Raw genomic sequence first — 17,989 nt, 5'->3', positions numbered from 1 at the left:
CGCGTGGATGGCGCCATGATTTACTCGCTTGGAACCTGCCCGGTGCGACAATCGGGCAGGTTTTCGGGAGCCGAGGCGGTGGAGCTGATCGAACGAGATTACGCCCTGCAACGCTTGCGTGATGCTGTTGGGCGGGCAAGCCAGGGCGAGGGACTGACCGTGCTCGTAAGCGGTGAGGCGGGGATCGGCAAGACCTCGCTCGTCCGGCGCCTGGTAGGTGAATGCGGAGAAGAACGCATTCTTTGCGGAGGCTGCGAGGCTTTGTTTTCGCCCCGGCCCCTGGGTCCGGTCTATGACATGGCGAGCGCCTTCGATACGCATCTGCAAGGCATGCTGGGCGTGGACGGGCTTCGGTCACAGCTTTTCGCGACCCTGTTTGCCGATCTGCAGCAATCGCCTCGCACGACGCTGCTGATCCTTGAGGACATGCATTGGGCGGATGCAGCGACATTGGACCTGGTCAAGTATCTCGCCCGACGCATTCACCAGGTTCGTGCATTGCTGTTGCTGACCTATCGCGATGACGAGCTGGGCGAACGGCATCCACTGCGGTTGGTGTTCGGCGATTTGCCGGCGGACGCGTTGATACGCGTGCCGCTGCTGCCGTTGTCCGAAGCGGGGGTGGCCAGCATGGCGCAGCGATCGGGTTGCCTGGCGGAAGGTATTTTCGCCGCCACGGGTGGAAATCCATTTTTCGTTACGGAGATCCTGGGGGCCGATGGCGTGCCGGCTACCGTACGAGACGCTGTGCTGTCACGCGCTGCACGGCAGCCACCCGGGGTGCGTGCCTTGCTCGACCTCGTGGCCATCGTGCCGACTCGTATCGAGATCAGCACGGTGGACGCCGTGCTCGCTCCGACGGTCGAGGAGATTTCGGCTGCACTCGCGTCAGGGTTGCTTACGGCAGGCAGCGGCTTCTACGCTTATCGGCACGAACTGGCGCGCATCTCGATGGAGCAGGCATTGCCCGAGCCGCTGGCTGCAGCGTTGCACGCGCGCGTGCTGTCCTGCCTGGAAGCGGGCTACGATGACGTGGCAACCGCGCGCCTGGTGCATCACGCCGCCGGGGCCGGGGACGCTGCGGCCGTGTTGAAATATGCGCCGCAAGCGGCGGCGGAGGCGATTTCACACGGTTCGCATTGCGAGGCGGCCACACTCTATGGCATGGCCTTGGCACATGCAGCGAAACTGCCCCTGAAGGCACAGGCGGAGTTATTCGAACAGCGCGCGTACCAGTGCTACCTCACCGATCAGGCAGACAACGCCATCGCGGCGGGCTTGCAGGCGCTGGCCATCTGGCGTGAGTTGGGCAGCCAGCGGCAAGAGGGACACATGCTGCGCTGGCTTTCGCGCCTGCATTGGTTTGCCGGGCGCAATCGAGACGCCGAGGCCTACGCGGACCAGGCGGTGCAACTGCTTGAGAGCCTCCCGGCGGATAGCGAACTCGCCTGGGCGCTGAGCAATCGTTCGCAGCTATATATGCTTGCCGGGCGAACCGAAGATGCCGTCGCCTGGGGCACCTGCGCGATCGACCTGGCGAAGCAGATCGGTGATGCGGAAGTCTTGGCTCACGCGTTGAACAATGTGGGCACGGCGCTATACGCCAGTGGCGATGTAGGGGGGAAAGCTCTCCTCGAGCAAAGCCTGTGTCTGGCCCTTGAGCGAGGCTATGGCGAACATGTCGCGCGCGCATATGCCAACCTGACAAGCACGGAGGTCACCATCCGTGACTATCCGGCTGCCATGCAAACGATCCGGGCAGCCGGGGTGTATTTCGCCGAACGCGACTTCGATTCGTGGTCCAACTATGTACTGGCTTGGCAATCGCGCCTGGATTTCGAGCAAGGGCGCTGGGAAGCTGCCGCCACGATCGCCGGCCAACTCATTACCCGCCCGACGGTAGCGCCGGTCACGCGCATTCCCGCGTTGGCGGTGCTGGCACGGATCCGCTTGCGGCGTGGCGATCCCGGTGCCAGCGAACTGCTCGACGAAGCCAGCGAGCTTGCCCGCGCCACCGGCGAGCTGCAACGGCTTGCACCTATCGCCGCGGCCCGTGCAGAGGCGGCGTGGCTACATGGTGATGCATGTCTGGCCGATCCATTGGTGCAGCAGACCTACCAGTTGGCTGAACAGCTGAGTGACCGGCGTGCGCTAGGCGAACTTGGCTTCTGGTGTTGGAAGCTCGGCGCCGTGCAGGGTAGCTACCATGACGAAGACGATCCTTACGCGCTGCAATGGGATGGAAGATGGCGGGCTGCGGCTGCGATCTGGGACCGACTCGATTGCCCCTACATGCGCGCCGTGGCGCTGTTGGATGGTGACGAAGCCAGCAAGCTTGAGGCCTTGGCAACCTTCACCGCTTTAGGTGCTTGCGCCACCGTCAGGCGTTGTCGCGAACAGCTGCGTCAGGCTGGCGTGCGCGGCGTGACACGTGGTCCCAGAGCCACGACCGTAGCGAATCCCGCCGGTTTGACCTTGCGCGAGCGGCACGTGATGTCCTTGCTGGCCAAGGGACTGTCGAACGCTGAAATTGCTAGCCGGATCGTTCGCTCCGAGAAGACCGTCGAGCATCACATATCAGCGATCCTGCGCAAACTCGAGGTGGGCTCGCGAGGTGAAGCCGTCGCGGCCGCAGGTCGCCTCGGGCTAACCGAGCAAGGTCGAGTGTTGAGATAGTCCGGGCACGCCTCTTTGGAACATCTTGACCGAGGGACGACATTCGCAATGCCTAGAATGTCGCCTTCGATACGATCGATGGAGCTGTGGGATGTCCAAAGGATCTCATCGGGCGGTCGCCTGGCCGGGGGCGGTCCTCTTGCGATCGTTCTACGAACAGCCAGCAACCACGGTGGCGCCGCAGTTGCTCAATAAAATACTGGCCTCCGCCGACGGTCGGGCAGGTCGTATCGTCGAGGTAGAGGCCTATGTCGGTTCGGTCGACCCGGCAGCGCACACCTTTCGTGGCAAAACCGCGAGAAACGCCATCATGTTTGGCCCTGCGGGGCATATGTATGTTTACTTCACCTATGGCATGCATTGGTGTTGCAATTGCGTGTGCACGCCGGCGGGCGACGGCGTGCTTATCCGGGCGATCGAGCCTTTGCATGGCCTGGAGCGAATGCGCGAAGCGCGTCCCTGGGGGACCAAGGATCGCGACCTGTGCCGGGGGCCGGCTCGCCTGACACAGGCGATGGGCATTACCGGGGAGCAAAATGGCATTGATCTAGCCGGCGCGCGTGATGGCTACGCCATCATTGACGACGGTATCGCGGCACCGGAAAACCTCTCGGGTGGACCTCGAGTCGGCATCCGACTGGCAAAAGATCTGCCGTGGCGATGGCGCGTGCCGAATAATCGGTACGTATCTGGCCCCGTGCTGACAAGCGCCTAATGGTTTTGCCAGGCGGTCTTCACCGCGCGCTGATGCACGGCCGGCAGAGCGCTGCTTTGCATGCCCTTGGTGCACCAGAGTTGCGGCAGAAGCATTTCGTTCGACGAGCTTCTGACGCTAAACGCTAACCTGCCGCCAGATAGAGTTGGCGGTAAGCCTCGACCAGTTGATCGAGCGAAAACGCGCGATTCCGCCCGCTGGGATTGGGTAGTACCCAAATGGCAGAGTGCTCGATGGTCGCGGCTTGCAAACCCCAGGCGACCTCTCGTTGACCCGATAACGCGGCGTACGCCGCCTTGCCGAGAAAGGCGACGAAACGCGGTGCATAGCGCCCGACCTTTTGCTCGAACCCGGCGGCAGAAGAAATGAAATCTTCGGGCGACAGCTGATCTGCCCGTGCTGTTGGCCGTTTTACCACCGACGTCAGGCCACAGTGGTTTCGAAGGATCAGGCGGTCGTTTTCGGGCAGGATTTCCTGCGCAGTGAAGCCGGCAAGATGAATCACTCGCCAGAACCGATTCGCGCGTCCGGCAAAATGATGCCCGGTGGCCGCCGCCATCATTCCGGGGTTGATGCCGCAGAACAGCACGGTTAGATGCGGAGCGATGATGTCGGGGAGGGAGTCAGGCATGACTCGCCTCACGAGTCAGACAAGCATCGTGCTCCGTCATCCGATGAGCTTTCACCGAAGTCGCGGTCAATGACCCGCTGACGCTGATAGCTCCAATGAGGTGCGAGCCGCGGCCCGGCCGACCGCCCTCAAAGCGTACTCTCTGCCGCCCACTGTTCATCCGCAGATCACGCTCACCGCCTTTCGCGCAAGCTTCCTCAGGTCCTTCCGAGGCACGCCCGCCCGGGCACGGATGGCAATCGTATGCATGGTCGCGGAAGCGAGCACGGCGAGCGCTCCAGGATCAGCGTCTTGCTTCAGCTCTCCCGCATCGCGGGCCATTTTCAGGCGAGCCTCGAAGTCCGCATCGAGCATACGCAATCCATCCATGACGATGCTCTGGACTTCAGGATCGTTGACGGCTTCGGTGATGGCCGTACCCACCACGAAACACCCGCGTGCGTGGCCATTGCCAGAGAAATAGATAGATAGCGCTGCGTCATAAACGCTCATCAGCGTGTCTTTCAAGGACCGATCGCTTGCGAGCGTTTCATGCATCACAGCGAATTTGAGGTCCCAATAATCGGTCAGTGCCTTGAGATACATCGTGTGCTTGTCGCCAAACGCCGCGCGAAGGCTCGGCCGATTCATGCCGGTCGCAGCCGTGATGTCGTCCAGCGATGTGCCTGAGTAGCCGCCCTTCCAGAAGGCGTCGGCCGCCTGCCGCAGTGCCACTTCTGGCTCATAGGCGCGTGGCCGGCCCCGGGGCCTCTTTGCTGCCTCGCCTTGTTTTGTATCGTTTCGCATAAAAAACTTGACCTCCAGCTTTTGCGAGAATATTATACGCGGCAGTACAAAAAGCAAGCGGGCGAAGGCGGCCCGTGCCGCTCGTCAGGTCACCACGCGCTGGCGAAGGCGCAGAGAGGTGGCTGCATGAATAGCTGGTTTGCCGGGCGGCGGCCGCTCGAGCTTGAGTGACGAGCAGGTGAGTCCGTACTTGGACTCCGCCGAGGAGCGCCTGCGAAGGCGGCAGCAACCCAACCAACGATGGCCGGTACCGGCGTAATTCCCACGGTGATTTCGGATCTTATGATGCGCAAACAATTCGATGAGATGGCTAGTGGCCTGGATTCAGGCGATCAAGCCGAGACGATGCGCCGGGGTATCAGGGCGAAGCTGCGTTGGCCGCTGATGGTCGCGCTGCCGCTCTTGCTGATCGTTGGCGGTGGGGTGAAATACCTGGCTGACGAACCTTACGTAACGACCGATGATGCTTTCGTTCGGGCCGCGAAGGACTCCATCAATGCCCGGGTTTCCGGGCAAGTGGTGGAAGTCGCGGTCAAGGACAATCAGAGTGTCCGCAAGGGCCAGCTGCTGTTTCGCATCGATCCGGAGCCTTACAGGATTGCGGTCGAGCAAGCTGCGGCGAGACTAAACAGTGCGCGCCTGCAGGTGGAGGGCCTTAAGGCGACGTATCGCCAGCAGTTGGCTGAGCTTCAATCCGCCAAGGATTCGGCCGACTTCACCGGGCGCGAGTACGACCGGAAAAAGGCGCTGCTGGCTTCGGATTTCGCCTCACGCTCGTCCTATGAGCAGGCCGAAACCGATTTGAAGGTTGCCCGGCAGCACATTGCTTCGGTCCAACAACAGGTGGCGAACAGTATCGCCGGTTTGAATGGCGACCCCGAACTCGATGTCAATCAACACCCGACGGTTCGCGAGGCTAAAGCACAGCTGGATCGAGCGCGGCTGGACCTTTCCTATGCCGACGTGGTGGCGCCCGACGACGGCATCGTGACCAAGGTCGACGATCTGCAAGTAGGCGATTTCGTCAATGGCGGCGCCGCCGTGTTCTCGATGATGTCGAGCCGGGACGTATGGGTGGAGGCGAATTTCCGCGAAAGCGGCTTAACCCATATGCGGCCGGGCCAGGCGGCAACCATCGATGTAGACGCCTATCCGGGACACCGCTTCAAGGCGCACGTCATCAGCATGAGCCCCGGCACGGGATCCGAATTCGCGGTACTGCCGCCTGAGAACGCGACTGGTAATTGGGTCAAGGTGGTGCAGCGTCTGCCGGTGCGCCTCGAACTGGATGCCGCCGATGCCAAGTGGCCGCTGTACTCCGGCATCAGCGTCAATGTGCGCGTGGATACCCGGCAGGCGGCGCCTGTGGCGGGAGCGGCTCAGTGAGCACCCTCGTTAACCCGAGCAGGGTGGTGTGGCGGCATCGTGCCCTCATCGCAGCCGGCCTGCTCGCGACCTACATGCAGGCGTACAACATCTCGCTCCCGAACGCGGCGGTACTACACGTCCAAGGCGCTTTGTCGATGACCGATGATGAGATCGGTTGGGTGTTTTCGTCGTACATAGCGGGAGGCGCCATCGTGATGCCAATGACCCATTGGCTCGCCGGCAGGTTCGGGCGCAAAACGGTTTTCCAGGTTTCCATCGCCATCTTCGCCGTCGCGCTGGGCCTCGCCACGCTGGCGACGACGCCGCTGGAGTTCGTATTCGCCCGCATCCTTCAGGGCGCTGCGAGCGGCACGCTTGCGCCGCTATCGATGGCCATTTTGTTGGACGAATTGCCGCCCCTGAGGCATGGGCGCATCGGCCCGGTGTGGAGCGTTACGGCGATGCTCGGCATCGTCAGCGGTCCGGCCATGGGCGGCTGGCTCAGCGAATACTACGGGTGGCGTTCACTCTCCTATATCAGCCTTCCGATCGCCGGCGCCGTCTTCCTGACGATGGCTCTTTGCCTGAAGGAGAAGAAGGCAGAAAAAAGCCCGGCTTTCGATTTTTTTGGATTCGCGACGTTCTCCATAGGCATCGCGGGTCTGCAGATGATGCTGGATCGCGGCGAACGCATGGAATGGTTTGCGTCGACCGAGACCTGGGTCGAAGGCCTGGCTGCGCTGCTCGGCTTCTACCTCTATGCCGTGCACGTGTTTACCAGGAAAGACCACTTCCTCAACACGGCGGTACTGAGGGATCGTAATTTCAGTCTCTCCACTGTGATGTTCTTCGTGTTCGGCTTCGTCCTGCTACCGACCTTGGCCCTCACTTCGCCGATGCTCGAAGAGCTGCTCGGTTATCCGGCTGACACGGCCGGTTACCTGACGATCCCGCGCGGCGCAGCACTGGTGGCCTTGTTGATTCTGACGTGGCGCGTGCCGCCGCGGATCGACAACCGACTGTTCCTGTTCGGCGGCATGGCTCTGGTGATCTACGGCAACTGGCGGATGCTTGGTTATTCGCCATTGATGGATTCGTTGCCGGTGATCGCAGCAGGCGCGCTTCAGGGCGCCGGCCTCGGCATTCTGTTGCCCGCACTCAGCAGGGCCGCCTTCAGCACGCTGGATCCGAAATTCCGTTCGGCAGGCACCGTCGTCTTCAACCTGTCGCGGCTGTATGGCAGCACGATAGGCATCGCGATCGTGCAGATCTTCTTCTATAGCAATACCCAAAGTATGCACCTGGCCCTCGCCAAGAACCTGAGGCCCTACGGCGCCGTTGCCCACGCGACTGGCCACCTCGCGGGGCTGCAACTCGCCTTGATGAATGAACTGGTCACCGGGCAGGCAGCGATCATCGCGGTCATCGGCCAGTTCAAGCTCTTGATGATCGCCATGCTGATGGTGAGCCCGCTTGTTCTGTTTCTTCGCAAACCGCGTACCAGTCACTGACCTTCGTGGAGCTGCAAAATGAAATTGGCTAGATCGATCCTGTCCGGGCGCATGGTTCGGATGGCAATAGTGGCGACGTCCTCACTCGTGCTTCTATCCGGGTGCATGGTGGGCCCCAACTTCGAGCGACCGTCGGCGTCTGCGTCGAAACACTACGATGTCGATGCCGAAACTCAGCTTGCCGGGGGTGGTGGGACGGTGGGCGCGCAGCACGCCGACTTCGACAAGCAGATCGATGGCGATTGGTGGTCGACCTTCCGTTCCGCGAAGCTCGATCAAGTGATGCGCAAGGCGATCGAAGGCAACCTCGACCTGGAAGCGGCGGATGCGACAATCGCTCAAGCGGACGAAGGCATTGCGGCCGCCGCGGGTGCGCTGAAGCCGCAGGTGGATTTTGGCGCTCAGGCTGGTCGCCAGCGCTCCGATGGCACCGGCGCGCCATCGACGTCCAACTTCTACGCGGTCGGTCCGACGGTGAGCTTCGACTTCGACATTTTCGGCGGCACCAAGCGGCTGGTCGAGGAGCGGACGGCATTGGCCGATCTCCAGAGGCATCGCTTCGACGCTGCCTACCTGACGGTGACCGGCGACGTCGCCAGCCAGGCTATCTCGCTCGCATCCGCGCGGGCGCAAATAGACGCGGTCCAGAAGCTGCTCGCCGATGATCAGAAGAACCTCGAGCTCGTCCGCTCGGCGCACCAGTACGGTAGCGCCACGCAGGTCGATATCGCGCTGGCGACGAGCCAGCTGGCGCAGGATGAGACCCTGCTACCGCCGCTCGCTCAACAGCGCGATACCGCGCGCCATGCGTTGTCAGTCCTGGCGGGTAAAGGCCCCGCCGACTGGGTGGCACCAGAATTTGATCTCGACGATTTCGCGCTGCCGGCGCATCTACCCGTCAGCCTGCCTTCGGAGCTTGCTCGCGAACGGCCGGACATCCTCGAGGCGGAAGCCCAGCTTCATGCAGCAAGTGCCGCGATCGGCGTAGCCACGGCCGACATGTACCCGCACCTGCAGCTCTCGGCGTCGCTCAGCCAGGTAGGGCCGGGCGCTGGGATGGGAACCCTGTGGGGCATCGCCGCTGGGCTGACGGGGCCAATTTTCCATGGCGGAACGCTCAAGGCAAACCGTCGCGCCTCGGTCGATGGCTACAAGGCGTCCCTTGCTGGCTACCAACAGACGGTCGTCAAGTCGTTGGGTCAAGTCGCCGACGTGCTGCAGGCCATCAACCATGACAGCGAGGAATATGCCGCGCAGGAGCGCGCCTTGAATGCCGCCGCGGCGAGCTTGCGGTTGAGTCAGGAAGGGTACCGGGCAGGTGAGACCGGCGTGCTCCAGGTACTGGACGCTCAGCGGGCCTATCAGCGGGCATCGATCGGCCAGATCCGGGCGAAATCGGCACAGTATCTCGATACGGTGCAGCTTTCCGTTGCGCTCGGCGGCAATGCGAGCGAAGCCTTCGAGCGAACTGCGGCGGATCGCGGCCAACGTCTGACTTCCGAATGAGCGCGCTGCGCACCAGGGCAGGCGGTCGAAAAAAAGCCGGAGCGGCAGGTCGCGCGTCGCCGGGGCGATTGCAACGGCCTGAGTTTTCACGTGACGGCTGCTGCACGCGGACTACGCTACCTAGCTTGCTCTGGCGTTATTGAATGATCTGAAGCCGTCGACGTCGCTTCACGCATGCAGCATCGCGATTGGCTGCGTTGACATGCGGGACTGCGCCGGCGGATTACGCCACTTGTGCGACAGGTGGCCCCACAATGGAGTACAAGCATGCACCGTTCTAACACCCTCCGTGACACGACCATTCCGCTCGCTGGAGGAAAGGGGGCCATCCCTGCTCTCGGCTTTGGTACGTTGATTGCCGATCCCGTCGCGGCCAAGAAGGCCATCAAGGTGGCGCTGGAGATCGGGTTTCGGCATATCGACGCTGCCGAGATCTACCGGAACGAAGACGTGGTCGGGACCGCGTTGCAGGAATCCTTTGCGGAAGGGACGGTCTGGCGCAAGGATCTCTTCGTCACTACGAAGTTGTGGAACAACAATCATCGTCCTGAGCGCGTAAAGCCTGCGCTCGAGGCGAGCCTCCGTCGCCTGCAATTGGATTACGTGGATTGCTATCTGATCCACACGCCCTTTGCCTTCGCGTCTGGCGAGGAACAGTATCCGACCGGCGAAGATGGTCGGCCGATCTATGACTCCGACGTAACGTTGCTGGAGACGTGGCAAGCGATGGAGCGCCTCGTTGACGAGGGCCTGTGCAGGTATATCGGCTTATCGGACGTGCGCCTGGACGCGGTGAAGGAAATTGTCGCGGCGGCCCGAATCAAGCCTGCCGTGGTGCAGGTCGAATGCCACCCGTATCTCCCCGAATGGGAGCTGCTCGAATTCTGCCAACAGCAAGGCATCGTGCTGCTCGCGTTCGCTCCTTTGGGCCATGGCATGGAACCGAGGGTAGTGAACGATCCGGTGATCACGAACATCGCGCAGCGTGTCGGCAAGACGCCTGCGCAAGTTGCGCTCGCCTGGGCTCTGCAACGCGGCACCGCGTTCCTGACTACGTCGACCAACCCGGATCATATCTTGGAGAATTTCGACATATCGCCGCTGCCGGAAGACGCCTTGCAGGCGATGCAGCATGACATCACGACGAGGATCCGCTTGAATCAGGTCGTCGACACCGGGTTGCCCGGTTTTGTCCCGCGGGAAAAATGAGTGAATGCCAGGCGGATCCGGCAAAACCGATGCCGGCGGTACAGCGAGAGGTGCTGTCCGCCGGTCCCCGGGTAGCCGGCGTTGCGCGCTAGCGGGTCATGCCGGGCGCGTGCGTGACGGCATTCGTTGCAAACCAACAGCGCCAGATGGCGCTTGAGGTCAGGATCATGGCCATACTCCTCTCGATCAATGTTGGCCTGCCGAAAGACATTCCTTGGCAGGGAAAGGTGGTCCATACCGCGGTATGGAAAACGCCTGTGACAGGACGGGTGATGGTCCGACGCTTGAATATCGACGGCGACGGCCAGGGTGATCTGGCAGGGCATGGCGGCGAACATCGCGCGGTCATGGTCTACCAGCTTGAGTCGTATCGATACTGGGAAACCTATTTGCGGCGCGCCCCGCTGGATTACGGCGCGTTCGGGGAAAACTTCACCGTTGATGGTCTAGCCGATCACGAGGTCTGCATTGGCGACCGCTATCGCATCGGAGAAGCACTCCTGGAAGTAACGCAACCTCGGGTGACCTGTTATCGGGTAGGCATTCGAATGGAGAACCCGCAGATGGCTTCTCTGCTCGTCTCGCACAAGCGCCCGGGGTTCTACTGCCGAGTGATCGAAGAGGGACTGGTGGGCGCGGGAGATCAGTTCGTCAAGGAGCGATCGGGTGATGGCATGACGGTGGCAGACGTGGATGCCCTGCTATATCTACCCGGCCATCCGCGAGAGGAACTCGAGCGTGCCGTCCAGATGCCGGCGCTTAGCGAAGGCTGGCGCCATTCGTTCGCCGCCTTGCTTGCTGCCGGGGAGACAGGGCAGGGCAACGCCGGCCTCACCGGCGCTGCCTCCGCAGCGCCGGCCTGGAATGGCTTCCGGGCGGTGCGGATCGTTGCGACCCATGACGAAAGTGCTTCGGTGCGCTCGTTTACCGTTGAAGCGGCCGAGGGCGAAGCGCTGCCGCCCGCACCAGGCGGACAGTTCGTGGTGGTCAAGTTGACACCGCCACCTCCTCGTCTTCCGCTGATGCGCAGTTACTCGATATCCGATGGCTCCACGCCGGGACGATATCGTTTTTCCGTCAAGCGAGACGCCGGCGAAGGAAGTCGATACCTGCACGATGAAGTGCGCGCTGGCGACGTTTTGAGCATCAGTGCAGCACGCGGGACGTTCTGCCTGAGCGAGGAGCCGCATCCCGTGGTTTTCTGGGGGGCGGGCATCGGGATCACCCCTCTCCTGGCGATGCTTCATGAGCTGGCTGCGCGGCGCGATGCCTCGCCCAGGACGGTTTACTGGGTCTACGGCGCCAGAAGTGGCGATGAAAACGTGTTTGCTGAGGAAGTTGATGGCTTGCTTGCAGGTCTGGGTCAGTTCAAGCGGCTGATCGGCTTCAGCCAACCGAACGCGACTGACCATATTGGCGCGCAGTTTGATGTCGAAGGGCGCATCGACGTGGCGAGACTCGCGGTGCTTCAGATCCCTGGCGATGCGCATTTCTATTTATGTGGGCCGCCCGCGTTCCTATCGGCAGCGCGCAGCGGTCTCCGCGCTGCCGGCTACGCCGATGCCAACATTTCATCGGAGTTGTTCGGGGCGCTCGATGCTATTCGACCTGGCGTTACGTCCATCTCTGACACGTTCCCGCACCCACCGAAAGACGAACGCAATGAGGGAGTAGCAGTCTCGTTCGTGCGAAGTGGTCTGATGGTCCACTGGAATGGCAACTACCTCAGCCTGTTGGAGCTAGCCGAGGCATGCGATGTTCCTGTTCGCTGGTCGTGCCGTACTGGCGTTTGTCACAATTGCGAGACAGCCCTGATCGGTGGGCGAGTGACTTACTCGCCGGAGCCTCTCGAGGCACCGGCGGAAGGGCGGGTTCTCATATGCTGTTCGTCGCCGATGGGCGATCTACAACTTGACCTCTAGCCTGTTTGTTCGAGCGACTCGACGGCATTGAACGTGGTTTGGCGCGAGCCGCCATAGGCATTGGTTCATGATGGTGTTCGCCGCGAGCGGTGGAACGGATGGCCAATCGCTCTCGTTAGGCTCTTCATCGGTGAAGAGGCCCATCAAGGCGACGCGATGTTCTCTGGCATGCTGCCTAGCTCATCGATGAGCACGCGAGTGTTTTCGCTGTAGTCCACCGGCACCGTGATCAGGTGCACACCGCCGGCTTTGAACGCCATCTCAAGCGTCGGCAAGAGTGCATCGGTGGCCTCTATGCGGTGCCCTTGCGCACCGTAGGCCTTGGCATACAGTTCAAAGTCGGGATTGCCAAAACCCATGCCAAAGTCGGCAAAACCATCGACGGCCTGCTTCCAGCGGATCATGCCAAAGGCACTGTCCTCAATAATAAGCACCACCAGATCAAGACCGAGGCGGACGGCCGTCTCCAACTCCTGACTGTTCATCATGAAGCCGCCGTCCCCACAGACCGCCATAACGCGGCGATGCGGATAGAGCACCTTTGCCGCGATGGCAGAAGGAAGGCCTGCGCCCATCGTGGCCAACGCGTTGTCGAGCAAGAGGGTATTGGCCACATACGTGCGATACCCGCGGGCGAACCAGATCTTGTACATGCCGTTGTCCAGGCACACGATGCCATCCTCGGGCATGGCACTACGGACATCACGCACGATGCGCTGCGGAACCAGCGGGAACGCGGCGCAATCGCCGCGCTCGCCGATGCGTTCGAGAATGCGCTTCCGCAGCGTCAGCATGTTCGGGTCGGCACTCACACGGCCAGCGAGACGGTCGGCAAGCGCGGTCACGCTGGCGCCTATGTCGCCAATCAGCTCGGCGTCCGGATAGAACACTTGCTCCACATGGGCGGATTCGTAACCGATATGGATGACTTTCGGGCCACCGGTGATTCCCCCCATCAAAAACGGAGGCTTCTCCACGGTATCGTGGCCAATGGCGATCACCAGGTCCGCCCGCTTGATCGCGCTGTGGATGTAATCGTGTTCAGAAAGCGCAGCCGTGCCGAGATACAGATTCGAACCGCCCGTGACGGCGCCTTTGCCCATCTGCGTGTTGAAGAATGGGATTTGCAGCCGGCGTACAAAATCCGAAAGCGGCTCCACCAGGCGTGGCCGATTACCGGCCGCACCGACCATGATGATGGGACATGCGGCCTTGGCGATCATCTCGGCCGCTCGCTCTACGGACATGGGTGCCGCAATGGGAGGGTCGACCCGGTGCGGCGGCACCAGTCGCACATCGGCCTCTTCCACGGCAATGTCTTCCGGTAACTCCAGATGCACTGGCCCCGGTCGCTCTTCGCTGGCCACCCGGAATGCATCGCGCACCAGGGCAGGTATCGATGCCGCAGACACGATTTGCCGCGTCATCTTCGTCAGCGGCCGCATGGCGGCGACGATGTCGACGATTTGGAAGCGTGCCTGCCGCGCGCTCTTGATGGCCTTTTGCCCGGTGATGATCAACATGGGCATGGCACCTAGATGTGCATAGGCTGCGCCGGTGGTGAAGTTCAGCGCGCCGGGCCCAAGCGTCGATAGGCATACTCCAGGATGACCGGTGAGTCGACCTTGCGTTGCGGCCATGAAGGAGGCGGCTTGTTCATGGCGGGTGAGCACGAGCTCGATCTTCGACGCCCGTAATGACTCCACGAAGTCCAGGTTCTCCTCGCCGGGAATACCATAGATGCGATCGACGCCTTCGTTTTCCAGCGCCGCAACCAGCAAGTCAGAGCCCTTGGCCATGGTGATTCACCTCAAGTGGCAGCTTCCGGGATCGACTGGAAACCGCGAAGTGGAAGTCGAATATCGCGACATTGCTTGCGTCTCTGCCGATCCGCGTGCCGTGCTCCTCTGGCATTTGGAGGCATCGAAGCTGCATGTGCTTGGTTCCGTGCACTCAGTAGTGCAAATTCAGCTCGGGTACCTGGGGCCGGTTGGTTTCGTAGAGATGTTGGAATTCCTCTTCCGTCAGCTCGTCGGGGGCATACACGGCGACACAATCCCAGACGCGGTCCGTTGGCTTCGGTTGCCGAGGTCCGCCACGAAGCGAGAACGTGACGCCATCGCGCTCAAGAAGCTCCGGCGCTTCTTCCATGTGCTCGGTCCTGACAACCTGGGGCGCGATCAGAAAAATGGCTGAAATCATGGCTGACTCCTCGTCAAAAGCCTCACCATAGTGCACTCGCTAGGTAGACAGCAGCTTGCCCTGCCATAGCAAGCGGATGGTAGCCGCGATCATCAGCAGGACAATCAGATTTCCGCCGATGAACAGATACGGCGCCAGTACGGCAAACGGCCCGGTTTCGCCATGCTCGATGAGTCGCAAGGGTGCGGTTGAAAGAGCCGTCACGCCGAAGCTGAAGCCCCAGTAGCCCATCGAAAATGGCCGTGCCGCTATCCACGGAAGGATGCGTGTGAGCACGACGGCCTGCATCAAGCCATAAGCAAGCATGGCGTGAATAAACATGTCAGGCGGACCATGGGACACATTGATGTAGGCCAGCGCTCCCACGGTGGGCGGCGCCAATTGAATGCCCATGGTCGTGCGAATGATGGGTGGCAGAGCCTCGGAAGCATAGAGGCGGTACAGCAGCATGGCGTCGACGGCCAACCAGGTGAAAGCGCCGGCGCCAAATGCGAGCTGTCCCCAATCAGCGTAGCCCAATGCCGCCGCGGCGGCCGCCGCGACAAACGAGCCTCCTACGACGGGCAGATAGAGCGCTGCCGTAATGTTCGCGTTGTCCCGTCCACCTTCCCACAGGCTGCCGGTTAGCCACACGGCGAAGGCGACGGTATAGATGAAGCCCAGGGCGAACAGCACCAGGGCTGTCGTCCGCGAATAGGGCAATACCGCTATCGCGATCACCATGGCCGTCAGGCCGGCCAGGCCAACGAAGCAACATTGCACTGGATGGCTGAGCTCGGCGAGTGCTTGATCGCGCGCAAAGATCCACTTGCGCGCATAAAGGGCCAACAGCATGACCCACACAAGGGTCGCGATGAGCAGCAGCACCTCGCCGATCAGCGACGGCAGCTGCCACACGCGGTGCGCCGCGCGCCATGCGCCACCCAAGCCCCCGATGCCAAGCACGATGCCAAAGAAGCTCGCGGGAACAATCGGTAGCTTGCTCAGCAGTGCCATGGCGGCGCGCCTCGATAAATCGGTGCTACATGCGACGCGCGGCTCGTGCCAGGTCGTTTGAGAAAGCACCTCTGTGCGATCCCACAACCCTCGCGCAGTTCGCCACGCCGCAGCCCGGTTCCGCGCATCGCCCACGTCCCATAGGTGCAAGCTGAAACCCGTACCTTTGTTGGCTATGGATTACAGCGCGCCGTGGATTCGCGCCCACTTCTCCGAAAAGCCTACTCGGCAGGCAGCGCGACCGCCATTGCACCAAGGTGTCACCGATACCTGGGTAACTACGCTCGCGTTTTCCGGCGGCCCGCAGCGCTAGCGCCCCACGTTGTTGCCACTGATGGCGGCGGGATGCCATGTGCCAGCCAGGTGCCATCTCTTCATTGAAAATCTGCAGGAGCATATCGATGCCCGCGGTGGCGCGCGTTTCAAGCCATCACGGAAGACGACTCAAGCGCGCCAGCATGGCCAGAGGCCCAGTCCGAGATCTCCTTCCAGGCGAACCCGGTCACCCACGGCAGCCCGCAGTTAGCGCCACGGAAGTTACGGCGCGCACTCGTCCGCCGCACTGCAAGCCGGCGCTGCCAAGGTCGCGACCGCGTCTGTATCGCGAGGCGATTTCAGCTCCGGCGGCGCGAGCTGCGAGGGATAGTCGACGTCCCAATCGGCGCGGCCGTTGATCCGACTGCCCGACTCGTCGTGCTTGTCGTCGCCGCGCGAGCTGGGCACCGACTGGCGCTGCGACGCGCCGTGCGCTGGCCCCTTCGCGTCAACGGTCTGCCCGGCCAGCAACGGCGTGCCGACAAGGCTCAGCGCCAGTATCAGGGCCCTGGCGACGATGCGTTTGTGTGATAGCGCGGTAAGTGTGGAGAAGCGTGAGGTGTTCATATGCATGAGTTCCAAGAATGGTGGCGACGAATCGCCGTGGATTGGTTTCCTGTGTCTGTAGGGCGCCCGGATTGCACGCGCGTAATATTTGTACCGAAGCGGATAATATTCTTCAAAAAGGTCGCGGTCAATAGTTGTGTGCGTAAATGTATAAAAATAAGGCGACGCGAAGAGAGCCACTCGGCGACCGAGGCGGCGGGCGCGCGAGCGCGCTTCAGGGATCGCCCGGCTGGGCGAGACGGCCGAAAGACACCCCGCACAAAGTCGGGTGGCACCCGCGCGGCGGGGACTGGCCCTGGGAAGGGCCTGATGGCCCTGGCGCCACGCATGCGACGAAGCCCTTGGGGGCCGCCGCGCGGCTAGCCCATCTTGGCCGGCTATGGCACGGTGCTTCGGTCGTTGGCGACGGGCACGCGTGTGCAGTCGGTATAGGCCCCCAAGAACGGGATGCTTGCGATAGGCAGGCGTCCGATGCTTGGCCGTCGAGAGGGTGCAGCCAATGGAATTCCCGCTACTAGAGGGTGACGACGCCGTGTTCCATCCACGCGTTTAGATCGTCCTGCTCTATGGATGCCAGGGCATCGAGAAAACGCCAAGCGAACGATCCAGGGCCTGCAGCCTGCTGTCCCGCCAACTCACCCGCCAATTTGAAGTAAGCCAGGGCCGAAACGGTAGCGCCAAGCAAGTGGGTGGGGCGGGCTCCCGCAAAGGCACCGATCATGCAGGTCAGCGAGCAACCCAGCGCCGTGATCCGTGGCATCAGCGGCGATCCGCCGGTCAAGCGGGCGGCGCAGTCACCGTCCGTCACGAAGTCGGCTGCCCCCGTGACGGCGACAATGGATCCACGCTGCCTGGCTACGCGTACGGCAGCATCCTCGGCAGCCGCCACGGAATCCAGACTGTCGACGCCACGGCTCTCGCTGTACCCACCGCTCAACGTAATGATCTCCGACGCGTTGCCACGAATAATCGTGGGACGGAGATCGATGAGTTCGTTGATGGAGCTTCGCCGGAAGGCAGTGGCGTGATGGGCTACCGGGTCCAACACCCACGGCGTACGCGAGGCATTGGCACTGGCTGCCGCCAATTTCATGGCGGCCAACCAGGGTGAGGAAAGTGTTCCGATGTTGATTGTCAGCGCGTTGGCAAGGGAGGCGAATTCCGCGACCTCTTCCTGCGCATGCAACATCGCGGGCGACGCTCCTGCAGCGAGCAGCACATTGGCAGCCATATTCATGGCGACGTAGTTGGTGATGCAGTGTACGAGTGGGGCGGTCGCCCGCATCGAGGTGAGCTCGTCGCCCTGGGTTATCGACATAAAAGCATTCTCCTGGCCGAGCCGTGGTCTAGCGCATAGAGCACAGCCAATCCTGTGTTGAAATGAATCGAGCACGCTCTTCGGCGTTCCCGGACACCCATCATAGGCTGGAAGTGCTGTCATCTCAGGGACAGTCCAAGCCAAAGCAGCCAAGGCTCGTAAAGTATGGATCAACCGTCGTAGCTCGTTGGCGGAACCATCGCGTGCGCGACGACGAATTCACGCGGCGATGAAATAGTGCTGACTACACTCGGCAACCGATATCGA

14 protein-coding genes are annotated in these 17,989 nt (G+C 61.9%); 7 read left to right on the top strand and 7 right to left on the bottom strand.

What is annotated here, in order from left to right; translation table 11 throughout:
• Positions 1 to 15: 15 nt before the first annotated feature.
• Positions 16 to 2,676, top strand: coding sequence for an ATP-binding protein (locus OUZ30_RS13830; RefSeq protein WP_266182886.1), 2,661 nt, complete (start codon positions 16 to 18; stop codon positions 2,674 to 2,676).
• Positions 2,677 to 2,767: 91 nt separating this feature from the next.
• Complete coding sequence (locus OUZ30_RS13825; protein WP_266182885.1) at positions 2,768 to 3,391, top strand: DNA-3-methyladenine glycosylase; 624 nt, start codon at positions 2,768 to 2,770, stop codon at positions 3,389 to 3,391.
• Between the two features lie 124 nt (positions 3,392 to 3,515).
• Here the strand turns inward: OUZ30_RS13825 and mug are convergent, their stop codons facing one another.
• Both mug and OUZ30_RS13815 read right to left on the bottom strand, forming a co-directional pair.
• Positions 3,516 to 4,022: a G/U mismatch-specific DNA glycosylase gene (gene mug / locus OUZ30_RS13820; RefSeq protein WP_266182884.1), complete on the bottom strand. Its 507-nt coding sequence runs from the start codon at positions 4,020 to 4,022 to the stop codon at positions 3,516 to 3,518.
• A 156-nt stretch (positions 4,023 to 4,178) separates the two neighbouring features.
• Complete coding sequence (locus OUZ30_RS13815) at positions 4,179 to 4,865, bottom strand: TetR/AcrR family transcriptional regulator (RefSeq protein WP_266182883.1); 687 nt, start codon at positions 4,863 to 4,865, stop codon at positions 4,179 to 4,181.
• A gap of 228 nt (positions 4,866 to 5,093) precedes the next feature.
• On the opposite strand from OUZ30_RS13815, the gene OUZ30_RS13810 reads away from it, so the two are divergent.
• The 5 genes from OUZ30_RS13810 (at position 5,094) to OUZ30_RS13790 (ending at position 12,324) form a co-directional block, all read left to right on the top strand.
• Positions 5,094 to 6,194: an HlyD family secretion protein gene (locus OUZ30_RS13810; RefSeq protein ID WP_266182882.1), complete on the top strand. Its 1,101-nt coding sequence runs from the start codon at positions 5,094 to 5,096 to the stop codon at positions 6,192 to 6,194.
• Positions 6,191 to 7,687: a DHA2 family efflux MFS transporter permease subunit gene (locus tag OUZ30_RS13805; RefSeq protein WP_266182881.1), complete on the top strand. Its 1,497-nt coding sequence runs from the start codon at positions 6,191 to 6,193 to the stop codon at positions 7,685 to 7,687. Before OUZ30_RS13810 ends, OUZ30_RS13805 begins: the two co-directional genes overlap by 4 nt.
• 18 nt (positions 7,688 to 7,705) lie before the next feature.
• A complete protein-coding gene (locus OUZ30_RS13800) occupies positions 7,706 to 9,193 on the top strand; it encodes an efflux transporter outer membrane subunit (RefSeq protein WP_266182880.1) in 1,488 nt (495 codons plus the stop codon).
• Between the two features lie 267 nt (positions 9,194 to 9,460).
• Positions 9,461 to 10,402 carry an aldo/keto reductase gene (locus OUZ30_RS13795; protein ID WP_266182879.1) on the top strand — a complete coding sequence of 314 codons (942 nt, stop codon included), beginning with the start codon at positions 9,461 to 9,463 and terminating at the stop codon, positions 10,400 to 10,402.
• A gap of 113 nt (positions 10,403 to 10,515) precedes the next feature.
• Complete coding sequence (locus OUZ30_RS13790) at positions 10,516 to 12,324, top strand: MOSC domain-containing protein (RefSeq protein ID WP_266182878.1); 1,809 nt, start codon at positions 10,516 to 10,518, stop codon at positions 12,322 to 12,324.
• A gap of 143 nt (positions 12,325 to 12,467) precedes the next feature.
• On the opposite strand, the gene OUZ30_RS13785 is transcribed toward OUZ30_RS13790, so the two are convergent.
• The 5 genes from OUZ30_RS13785 to thiM form a co-directional block, all read right to left on the bottom strand.
• On the bottom strand, positions 12,468 to 14,123 hold the full coding sequence (locus OUZ30_RS13785; RefSeq protein WP_266182877.1) for an acetolactate synthase large subunit: 1,656 nt from the start codon (positions 14,121 to 14,123) through the stop codon (positions 12,468 to 12,470).
• A gap of 154 nt (positions 14,124 to 14,277) precedes the next feature.
• Positions 14,278 to 14,526 carry a hypothetical protein gene (locus OUZ30_RS13780; protein WP_266182876.1) on the bottom strand — a complete coding sequence of 83 codons (249 nt, stop codon included), beginning with the start codon at positions 14,524 to 14,526 and terminating at the stop codon, positions 14,278 to 14,280.
• A 39-nt stretch (positions 14,527 to 14,565) separates the two neighbouring features.
• Complete coding sequence (gene tehA, locus OUZ30_RS13775; protein WP_266182874.1) at positions 14,566 to 15,522, bottom strand: dicarboxylate transporter/tellurite-resistance protein TehA; 957 nt, start codon at positions 15,520 to 15,522, stop codon at positions 14,566 to 14,568.
• Positions 15,523 to 16,059: 537 nt separating this feature from the next.
• Positions 16,060 to 16,404: a hypothetical protein gene (locus OUZ30_RS13770; RefSeq protein WP_266182873.1), complete on the bottom strand. Its 345-nt coding sequence runs from the start codon at positions 16,402 to 16,404 to the stop codon at positions 16,060 to 16,062.
• A 514-nt stretch (positions 16,405 to 16,918) separates the two neighbouring features.
• A complete protein-coding gene (thiM, locus tag OUZ30_RS13765; protein WP_266182872.1) occupies positions 16,919 to 17,722 on the bottom strand; it encodes a hydroxyethylthiazole kinase in 804 nt (267 codons plus the stop codon).
• Positions 17,723 to 17,989 lie beyond the last annotated feature (267 nt).

Origin of the sequence: Dyella humicola, from assembly GCF_026283945.1 — a bacterium.
Classification (GTDB): Bacteria; Pseudomonadota; Gammaproteobacteria; order Xanthomonadales; family Rhodanobacteraceae; genus Dyella; species Dyella humicola.
Note: the sequence above shows the minus strand (reverse complement) of the source record. Positions and strands in the feature narration are given on the sequence as shown.

Coding starts and splice junctions, on each gene's coding strand:
- thiM (WP_266182872.1), bottom strand. CDS start 17,722: ATGTCGATAACCCAGGGCGACGAGCTCACCTCGATGCGGGCGACCGCC.
- mug (WP_266182884.1), bottom strand. CDS start 4,022: ATGCCTGACTCCCTCCCCGACATCATCGCTCCGCATCTAACCGTGCTG.
- OUZ30_RS13795 (WP_266182879.1), top strand. CDS start 9,461: ATGCACCGTTCTAACACCCTCCGTGACACGACCATTCCGCTCGCTGGA.
- OUZ30_RS13830 (WP_266182886.1), top strand. CDS start 16: ATGATTTACTCGCTTGGAACCTGCCCGGTGCGACAATCGGGCAGGTTT.
- tehA (WP_266182874.1), bottom strand. CDS start 15,522: ATGGCACTGCTGAGCAAGCTACCGATTGTTCCCGCGAGCTTCTTTGGC.
- OUZ30_RS13785 (WP_266182877.1), bottom strand. CDS start 14,123: ATGGCCAAGGGCTCTGACTTGCTGGTTGCGGCGCTGGAAAACGAAGGC.
- OUZ30_RS13800 (WP_266182880.1), top strand. CDS start 7,706: ATGAAATTGGCTAGATCGATCCTGTCCGGGCGCATGGTTCGGATGGCA.
- OUZ30_RS13770 (WP_266182873.1), bottom strand. CDS start 16,404: ATGAACACCTCACGCTTCTCCACACTTACCGCGCTATCACACAAACGC.
- OUZ30_RS13780 (WP_266182876.1), bottom strand. CDS start 14,526: ATGATTTCAGCCATTTTTCTGATCGCGCCCCAGGTTGTCAGGACCGAG.
- OUZ30_RS13810 (WP_266182882.1), top strand. CDS start 5,094: ATGCGCAAACAATTCGATGAGATGGCTAGTGGCCTGGATTCAGGCGAT.
- OUZ30_RS13825 (WP_266182885.1), top strand. CDS start 2,768: ATGTCCAAAGGATCTCATCGGGCGGTCGCCTGGCCGGGGGCGGTCCTC.